General features: G+C 68.7%; 8 protein-coding genes (1 of these 8 only partly in view). 3 read left to right on the top strand and 5 right to left on the bottom strand.

Translation table 11 applies throughout. The features are described 5' to 3' along the window. Positions 1-331: the 3' portion of a glutamate-1-semialdehyde 2,1-aminomutase gene (gene hemL / locus INQ41_RS02970; protein ID WP_193986089.1), read on the top strand. The gene continues 962 nt to the left of window position 1, outside the view; only the last 331 of its 1,293 coding nucleotides appear in the window; the start codon falls outside the window, past its left edge; it ends in the stop codon at positions 329-331. A gap of 118 nt (positions 332-449) precedes the next feature. Here hemL and INQ41_RS02965 read toward each other — a convergent pair whose 3' ends face one another. After that, entirely contained in the window at positions 450-1,715 is a 1,266-nt protein-coding gene (locus INQ41_RS02965; protein WP_193986087.1) for an aspartate aminotransferase family protein, read from the bottom strand. Between the two features lie 98 nt (positions 1,716-1,813). On the opposite strand from INQ41_RS02965, the gene INQ41_RS02960 reads away from it, so the two are divergent. After that, entirely contained in the window at positions 1,814-2,689 is an 876-nt protein-coding gene (locus INQ41_RS02960; RefSeq protein ID WP_193986085.1) for an ion transporter, read from the top strand. 11 nt (positions 2,690-2,700) lie between these two features. Here INQ41_RS02960 and INQ41_RS02955 read toward each other — a convergent pair whose 3' ends face one another. The 3 genes from INQ41_RS02955 to INQ41_RS02945 form a co-directional block, all read right to left on the bottom strand. Continuing rightward, positions 2,701-3,123, bottom strand: a complete 423-nt coding sequence (locus INQ41_RS02955; protein ID WP_193986083.1) for a VOC family protein — start codon at positions 3,121-3,123, stop codon at positions 2,701-2,703. 65 nt (positions 3,124-3,188) lie between these two features. Next, the gene (locus INQ41_RS02950; protein ID WP_193986081.1) at positions 3,189-4,004 is read right to left on the bottom strand and encodes an SDR family oxidoreductase; all 816 of its coding nucleotides are present in this window, start codon (positions 4,002-4,004) and stop codon (positions 3,189-3,191) included. A gap of 93 nt (positions 4,005-4,097) precedes the next feature. Beyond that, a complete protein-coding gene (locus INQ41_RS02945) occupies positions 4,098-4,784 on the bottom strand; it encodes a protein kinase family protein (RefSeq protein WP_193986079.1) in 687 nt (228 codons plus the stop codon). Positions 4,785-4,874: 90 nt separating this feature from the next. On the opposite strand from INQ41_RS02945, the gene INQ41_RS02940 reads away from it, so the two are divergent. Next, positions 4,875-6,866, top strand: a complete 1,992-nt coding sequence (locus tag INQ41_RS02940) for a bifunctional DedA family/phosphatase PAP2 family protein (RefSeq protein ID WP_193986078.1) — start codon at positions 4,875-4,877, stop codon at positions 6,864-6,866. Positions 6,867-6,884: 18 nt separating this feature from the next. Here the strand turns inward: INQ41_RS02940 and INQ41_RS02935 are convergent, their stop codons facing one another. Then, positions 6,885-7,484, bottom strand: coding sequence for an LON peptidase substrate-binding domain-containing protein (locus INQ41_RS02935; protein ID WP_193986076.1), 600 nt, complete (start codon positions 7,482-7,484; stop codon positions 6,885-6,887). Positions 7,485-7,491 lie beyond the last annotated feature (7 nt).

Here is a 7,491-nt window from a genome sequence, read left to right as displayed (position 1 = left end):
CTTCCATGCGGCGCTGGAGGCGGGCACCAACGCGCTCTGCGACGGGCTGGAGGCGATCGCGCGCGAGGCGGGCGTCGCGTTCCACACGACGCGTGCGCCAGCCATGTTCGGCCTGTATTTCCGCGAGGGTCCGGTGGAGACCTTCGAGGACTCGGCCGCGTCGGACCCGAAGCGCTTCGGCAGGTTCTTCCACGCGATGCTGGATCGTGGCGTCTACCTGGCGCCGTCGGCGTTCGAGGCCGGCTTCATGTCCAGCGCCCACGGGGAGGCGGAAATCGCCCAGACCCTGGAGGCGGCGCGCGGCGCATTCGCCGAGGTTGCCGCGGCTTGACGGTTTGATTCCGCGGCGGCGAGTGGGCGGCGTCGCGGGAGTTGCGAAAACGGTCTGTCCAGGCCGCTGCAAGCCCCGGCGCCAGCGGCTCGCCGTCATAGAACTATCGTGTTCGGACTTAATTTCCCGTATCCAGCGCCGCATCCGATAATGAGCTTCGCGTCGCAACCACATGCGCCTCAAGCGCCTGCCGCAGCCGTTGCAAGCCCTCAGCGACGTCCGCATCGCCGATGTTCAGAGCGGGCACGAAGCGCAGCACATCCGGTCCCGCCTGCAACAACAGCAGGCCGTGCTCCAGGCAGCGCGCGAGGATGGCGCTGGCCTCACCCGCACTTTCAGGGCGCAGCTGGGCACCCAGCATCAACCCGCGGCCGCGGATCTCGCCGAATACGCCCAGGTCACGGTTGATATCCTCCAGGCCGGCTCGCAGCGCCTGCGCCTGACGCGCCACGTTCGCCAGCACGCCTGGGGATGCGATTTCCCGCAGCGCCACCAGCGCCACCGCAGCGGCCAAGGGGTTACCGCCGAAGGTGCTGCCGTGCTGGCCGAAGCCCATGCCTCCGGCAGCGGCCGGGCCGACCAGCATCGCGCCGATCGGAAAGCCGGCTCCCAGCGCCTTCGCCAGGGTCACCACGTCGGGTCGCACGCCGTAGCCGTCGCAGGCGAGAAGCGTGCCGGTGCGCCCCATGCCGCACTGGATCTCGTCCAGCATCAGCAACGCGCCGTGGCGATCGCACAGGGTCCGCAGGCCGTGCAGGAAGTCGTCGGTCGCCGGCGTCACCCCGCCCTCGCCCTGGACCGGCTCGACCAGCACCGCGCTCACGTCGCCGGCAGCCATCGCGGCTTCGGCGGCCTGCAGGTCGTTGAAATCGCTGTAGCGGAAGCCGCCCGGTAGCGGCTCGAAACCGGCCTGGTATTTGGGTTGCGCGGTGGCCGTCACCGTCGCCAGGGTGCGTCCGTGAAACCCGCCGCGGAAGGTCAGGATCACGCGCCTGTCGGGCGCGCGGCCTTGCCCGGCCGCCCATTGCCGCGCCAGCTTGATCGCCGCCTCGTTGGCCTCTGCGCCGGAGTTGCAGAAGAACACCTGCTCGGCGAAACCCGCCGCGTCGACCAGGGCCTGGGCCAGCTTCAGCGGCGGCTCGCTGACAAACACGTTGCTGGTGTGCCACAGCTTGGCAGCCTGCGCAGTCAGCGCGGCAATCAGCGCCGGATGCGCATGGCCCAGCGCATTGACCGCGATGCCGGCGCCGAAGTCGACGTATTCCCGACCGGCGCTGTCCCACACGCGTGAGCCCTGCCCGCGGTCGAGCACGATCGGATGCGGGCGGTAGACCGGCAGGTAGTAGCGCTCGCTGAGCTGGTGCAGTTGGGCGGGATCGGTCATGGCGCTCGGGTGTGCGGTGGGCGAGCAGGTATTCTCCCCGATACACGCGCCCTCCGGCTTGCGAGACATGCCGGTTGCGGCGCCCTTGGAGGAACGCGATGCGCCTGTTGTTCACGCCTCAACTCAATCCCGCCACCGAAAGCGGCTGGCGGCGGCGCTGGTTCGAGATCATCTACCACCACGACACCCCGCCGGCGCGCAACTTCGACCTGCTGCTGATTCTGACGATCCTCGCCAGCGTGATCGTGATCATGCTCGACAGCGATCCGTGGCTGCACATCGACCACGCCCAGGCGCTGTACCGGATCGAGTGGGGCTTCACCCTGGTGTTCACCGCCGAGTACCTGTTGCGGCTGGTGGTGGTGAAACGCCCGCTTCGATACGCGCTGAGCATGTGGGGCGTGATCGACCTGCTGTCGATCCTGCCGACCTACCTGTCGTTTTTCCTGCCGGGCACGCAGGCCTTGCTGGTGGTGCGGATCCTGCGGGTGCTGCGCGTGTTCCGGATCCTCAAGCTCACCCGCTACGTCGAGGAAGGCAGTGTCCTGACCGGTGCACTGTGGCGCAGCCGGCGCAAGATCTTCCTGTTCGTCAGTGTGCTGCTGACGATCGCGTTGATCTTCGGCGCCCTGATGTACGTCATCGAAGGCCCCGAGTACGGCTTCAGCACCATCCCGACCGGGATGTACTGGGCGATCGTGACAATGGCCACGGTGGGCTTCGGCGATCTCGCGCCACAGACCGGCATCGGCCGCTTGATCACCTCCACCCTGATCCTGATCGGCTACAGCATCATCGCCGTGCCGACCGGGATCTATACCGCCGAACTGGCCACCAGCATGCGCCGGGCAAAAGGCAACGAGCGCGAGCGCCATGACAACCGTGGCTGTCCGGTGTGCGGCCTGGAAGGGCACGAGCCGGATGCCCGCTACTGCCGCCGTTGCGGCGGGGCGCTACCGGAACTGATGGACTGAGCGGCGAGCCGCTACCACTGGCCGGTATTGGGCATGGAAGCCCACGGCTCCGCAGGCGGCAGGCGCTCGCCTTTCTGCAGCAACTCGATGGAGATCCGGTCCGGTGAGAGCACGAACGCCATCCGTCCATCGCGCGGCGGACGGTTGATGGTCACGCCCAACGCCTGCAGGTGCGCGCAGGTCGCGTAGATGTCGTCGACTTCGAAGGCGAGATGACCGAAGTTGCGGGCGTTGCCGTAATCCTCATCCGACCCCCAGTTGTGGGTCAGTTCGATCTCGGCCTGCGGATTCTCCGGTGCGCCGAAATACACGAGGGTGAATTGGCCCTCCTCGCTGTCCATGCGCCGGGTCTGCTTCAGGCCCAGGCCTTCGGTGAAAAACCGGCTGGTCGCGTCCAGGTCGTGGACGCGCAGCATCGCGTGCAGGTACTTCATCGGACTCTCCTCATTGGCGCGAAAAATTGGCGCGAAAAGCGCGCGATGGATCGGTGTGGACCCGATTACAGGAACAGGTCGGGCAGGAGCTCGCGCGATGGATCGACCGCGTACCCGGAAAAGTCCTCCACTCCGGCCTCGGCCAGCACGTCGTCGTCGATCAGGAACTGGCCATGGAACCCGGCGGCCTCGCGCACCAGGACGGCGTGGGCGGCATCGGCGACGATCTCCGGGGTGCGGCAGCCCGCCATGTCGATGCCGGGAATCATGTTCAGGGCGTCGGTGGCGATGATCGTGCGGGGCCAGAGCGCGTTGACGGCGACACCCTGCGGGCCGAATTCGGCGGCCAGGCCTATGGTCACGAAGCTCATCCCCATCTTGGCGAGCGTGTAGCCGGTGTGCGGGCCCCACCACCTGGGGTCCAGACTGGGCGGCGGCGCGAGGCTGAGGATGTGCGGATTGGCCGCCTTCAGCAGGTGCGGCAGGCAGGCCTGCGCGCACAGGAAGCTGCCGCGCGCATTCACCTGCTGCATCAGGTCGAAACGCTTCATCGGCGTGTCGAGCGTGCCGCGCAGCCAGATCGCGCTCGCGTTGTTGACCAGGATATCGATCCCGCCGAACGCGTCCACGGTTGCGGCGACGGCGGCCAGGACCTGGTCCTCATCGCGGATATCGCACTTGAGCGCGAGCCCTTTGCCGCCGCCGGCGTCCACCTCGGCGGCGACCGAGTGGATCGTGCCGGCCAGCTTCGGGTTGGGCCTGGAGGACTTGGACGCGATGGCGACATTGGCGCCGTCACGTGCGGCGCGAAGCGCGATGGCGCGACCGATGCCGCGCGAGGCGCCGGTAATGAACAGGGTCTTGCCGGACAGGCTGGACATGGCAGCTCGACTGGTTGGGGAAGGCGGCCATTGTAGGCCGGCGTCCCTGGATCAGCGCCGTCGATCAGCCGCGTCGATCAGCGGATCGCCATGTCAGGGCTGCGGGCCGCGGCCCTCGTTGTCTTCCCACTTCAGCAAGCGTCGGGTGACGAACCGATAGACCGGCTTGCCGGTGGCGAACCACGCGTCGCGCACCCACGAATGGCGCTTGAGCACGCGCCGCTCCACCGGCGTGATGTGCTGCGGGCAGTAGGTGCGCTTGTGCTTGAGCAGGTGGCGCAGGTCCTCGCGTGCAAGCAGGCGCATCCATCGCGAGCGCGGGTTGCCGCGGACCGCCAGCTGGAAGTCGATGATGCCGGGGCGGCCGTCGTCCAGGACCAGCCAGTTGGCCTCCTTGGCCAGGTCGTTGTGGGCCAGCCCGCAGCGGTGCAATTGCCCCAGAACCCGGCGCGCCTGGCGGAAGTAGGCCAGATCGCCGTGTGGCGGCGCCAGGTACATCGGCGCGCCTGCCATGTAGCTGCGGTCGAGCCGGCGGCCATCCCAGTTGAGCAGAAGCGGCACATCCTGCATTCCGATGACACGCTGCAAACCGCGCGCCTCGCGCCGCGCCAGCCACCACGCCGGCAATCGCAGCCACAGCGGCACATGGCCCAGATCGCGGCGCACGAACACGCCCTGCGGACCGCGCATCAAGGAGATGCGGCCGAAGCTGTCGGCCTTGAGCGCCTCGATCTCGACGGCTGCGTCAGCGGTATCCAACGGAGGTTTGCGGATGGACATGGAGCGCAAGTCTACGGACTTGCCTCCAACGCGCGCCATGGCGGCCTCTTTGCATGCGCCCGTCGCGCTGGCCGCTGCCATAATGCGGCGATGAATTCCGCGTGGCTCGAAACCATTACCGAGTGGATCGGTACCCACCCCATCGCAGCCGGCGCGCTCATCTTCCTGATCGCCTTCTGCGATGCGCTGGTGATCGTCGGGATCGTGGTCCCCGCCCTGCCGCTGCTGTTCGCCGCGGGCGCGCTGATCGGCCTGGGCCACGTCAACGGACCGTATGCCCTGGTATGCGCTGCAGCCGGCGCGTTTGCCGGCGATGGCTTGAGTTACTGGTTCGGCCGCCACCTTGGGCCGCAGCGGCTGCGCGCGCATTGGCCGTTCCTGCGCTACCCGCAATGGCTGGATCGCGGTGAGACGATGTTCCGCCGCCACGGCGTCAAGAGCATCCTGATCGCGCGCTTCGTCGGCGCGGTGCGTCCGTTCGTGCCGGCCATCGCCGGCATGCTGCACATGCCGGTCAAGCGCTACGCGATCCCCAGCGCGTTCGCCGCGTTGTTGTGGGCCGGGCTGTTCCTCGCCCCGGGTTGGGTGCTCGGCGCTTCCTACGACGCGGTCGCAGCAGTGGCCGACCGGCTTGCGCTCGCCTTGGGCGGCTTGGCCGTCGCGGTGGCGCTGGTCTGGGCGATAGTGCTCTACAGCTGGCGCTGGTTCGCCCAGAATGCAGACGTGTCGCTCGCGCGTTTGCTGGCGTGGACCCGCCGCCACCCCAAGCTGGGCCGCTACGCGCGCGCCCTGGTCGACCCGAACCGCCCGGAGTCGGCGTCCCTGGCGATGCTCGCAGTCTCGCTGCTGGCGATCAGCTGGGGCTGCTTTGCGCTGTTGGCGACCCTGCTCGCCAGCGGCGGCCCATTGGCGATCGACCACCACATCAACGCGGTGATGTACGGGTTGCGCAACCCGCTCGCCGATGGGCTGATGGCCGGCCTGGCCAGCCTGGGCGACATGCAGGTGCTGGGCTCCGCCGCAGCGGTGGCGCTGGCCTACCTGTTGTGGCGGCGGCGCTGGATGGCCGCCGCGCACTGGCTGGCCGCGCTGGTGTTCGGTTTGGCATTGACCGCGCTGCTGGAGGCGGTGATCGACATGCCGCGCCCGCCGACCGCGCCGGCAGGCTTCGGGTTTCCGTCGGTCACGGTGACGATGACGACCATCGTGTTCGGCTTCTTCGCCGTGCTCATCGCGCGCGAGCTGCCGGGGCGCAAGCGCGTCTGGCCCTACCTGCTGGCGGGCGTGATCACCGCGGTGGTGGCCTTCGCGCGACTGTATCTGGGCGCGCACTGGTTCAGCGATCTGGTCGGCAGCGCGCTGTTCGGCCTGGTCTGGCTGCTGATCCTGGGGATCGCCTATCGCAGCCATGTCGCCCGCTCGTTCTGGATGCGCCCGCTGGCGGCGGTGTTCTACATCACGTTCATCGCCGCGGGCCTGTGGCACGCACCGGGCGCAGCCGATCGGCTGCTGCCCCTGTTCGAGCCCGCCGCGCCGACCACCTACGTGGAACGCGGCAGCTGGTGGCGCGACGGCTGGACGAACCTTCCGGCGCAACGCAACGAAAACGATCCCCGCCGTCGCTGGCCGCTGGACGTCCAGGTCGCCGGCTCACTGGCGCCGCTGCAGGCCGCCCTGGAAGCCGCCGGCTGGCAGGTCCAGCCGCAGGCGGACTGGGCCGCAACGCTCAACCTGCTGGACGACGACACGCCGATTGGCGAGCAGGTGGTCCTGCCCGCGACCCTGGACGCACACGCCGAAAGCCTGCTGATGCTCCATCCCGGGCGCATTCCGCACGAGCGTTACGCGCTGCGGCTGTGGTCGGCGCCGGTGCTGCTGGAAGACGGCGCGCCGTTGTGGCTGGGCACGACCCAGACCCTGCACCTGGCCAAGCCGCTCGGCGCGGCGGTGTTGTGGCTCCCGCGTCCACACGACGGCGAGGCCCACGCGCTGGTGACTGCCGCCCTGGAGGGCTTCGACATGCAGGAGGGTCTGCACCCAAACAACGGCGTCAACGTGCTGCGCGTGCGCACCGGGCCCTGACCGGCGCTGGACCCGGCCTCAGGTTTCGTCGGGCAACAGGACCAGAAGGCGGTCCAGGCGCTCATCGGGATCATCGATCTGCAACAGCTGCTGGCGCTGCTCATCCTCCAGCGGCAACAGCTCGGCCAGCCGCCAGCCGATCCAGGACGCGTCATCGAACAGGGCCTGATCGGCCTTGGCGTACTCGCCGCCGAAGCGCTCCAGGATGCCGCGTAACAGGGTCGACAGCAGGCCGTGTTCGGGCGACAGCAGGGATACCGGCTCCGGCTCGCACCAGTCGATCCGGGCGACCTGCAGACCGTTGTCACGGATGCGCACATCGCGCACCCGGAACCGGCGTGTCCCGCGCACCTGCAGCGTAAGCAGGCCGTCCTCACCGAGGTCGAAATCCTCGATGCGCGCCTCGGTGCCGTAGGCCGCCGCGGCGCCGCGGGTCTTGCCGTCGCCCTCGTCCTCCAGGATCAGGCAGACGCCAAAACCCGATTCGTTGCGGCCGCACTCGCGGATCATGTCCAGGTAGCGCGGCTCGAACACCCTCAGTCCCAGCGGCGCGCCCGGCAGGAGCACCGTGGGCAGCGGGAACAGCGGAAGCGTGTCGGGAGCGGTTTCGATGGGCATTGCCCCA

This window comes from Lysobacter ciconiae, assembly GCF_015209725.1.
Taxonomy (GTDB): Bacteria; Pseudomonadota; Gammaproteobacteria; order Xanthomonadales; family Xanthomonadaceae; genus Novilysobacter; species Novilysobacter ciconiae.
This window is presented reverse-complemented; position numbering and strand designations above follow the sequence as displayed.

What these genes read in the sequence shown, in the direction of transcription:
- INQ41_RS02965 (WP_193986087.1), bottom strand. Translation starts at nt 1,715, where the DNA reads ATGACCGATCCCGCCCAACTGCACCAGCTCAGCGAGCGCTACTACCTG.
- INQ41_RS02960 (WP_193986085.1), top strand. Translation starts at nt 1,814, where the DNA reads ATGCGCCTGTTGTTCACGCCTCAACTCAATCCCGCCACCGAAAGCGGC.
- INQ41_RS02955 (WP_193986083.1), bottom strand. Translation starts at nt 3,123, where the DNA reads ATGAAGTACCTGCACGCGATGCTGCGCGTCCACGACCTGGACGCGACC.
- INQ41_RS02950 (WP_193986081.1), bottom strand. Translation starts at nt 4,004, where the DNA reads ATGTCCAGCCTGTCCGGCAAGACCCTGTTCATTACCGGCGCCTCGCGC.
- INQ41_RS02945 (WP_193986079.1), bottom strand. Translation starts at nt 4,784, where the DNA reads ATGTCCATCCGCAAACCTCCGTTGGATACCGCTGACGCAGCCGTCGAG.
- INQ41_RS02940 (WP_193986078.1), top strand. Translation starts at nt 4,875, where the DNA reads ATGAATTCCGCGTGGCTCGAAACCATTACCGAGTGGATCGGTACCCAC.
- INQ41_RS02935 (WP_193986076.1), bottom strand. Translation starts at nt 7,484, where the DNA reads ATGCCCATCGAAACCGCTCCCGACACGCTTCCGCTGTTCCCGCTGCCC.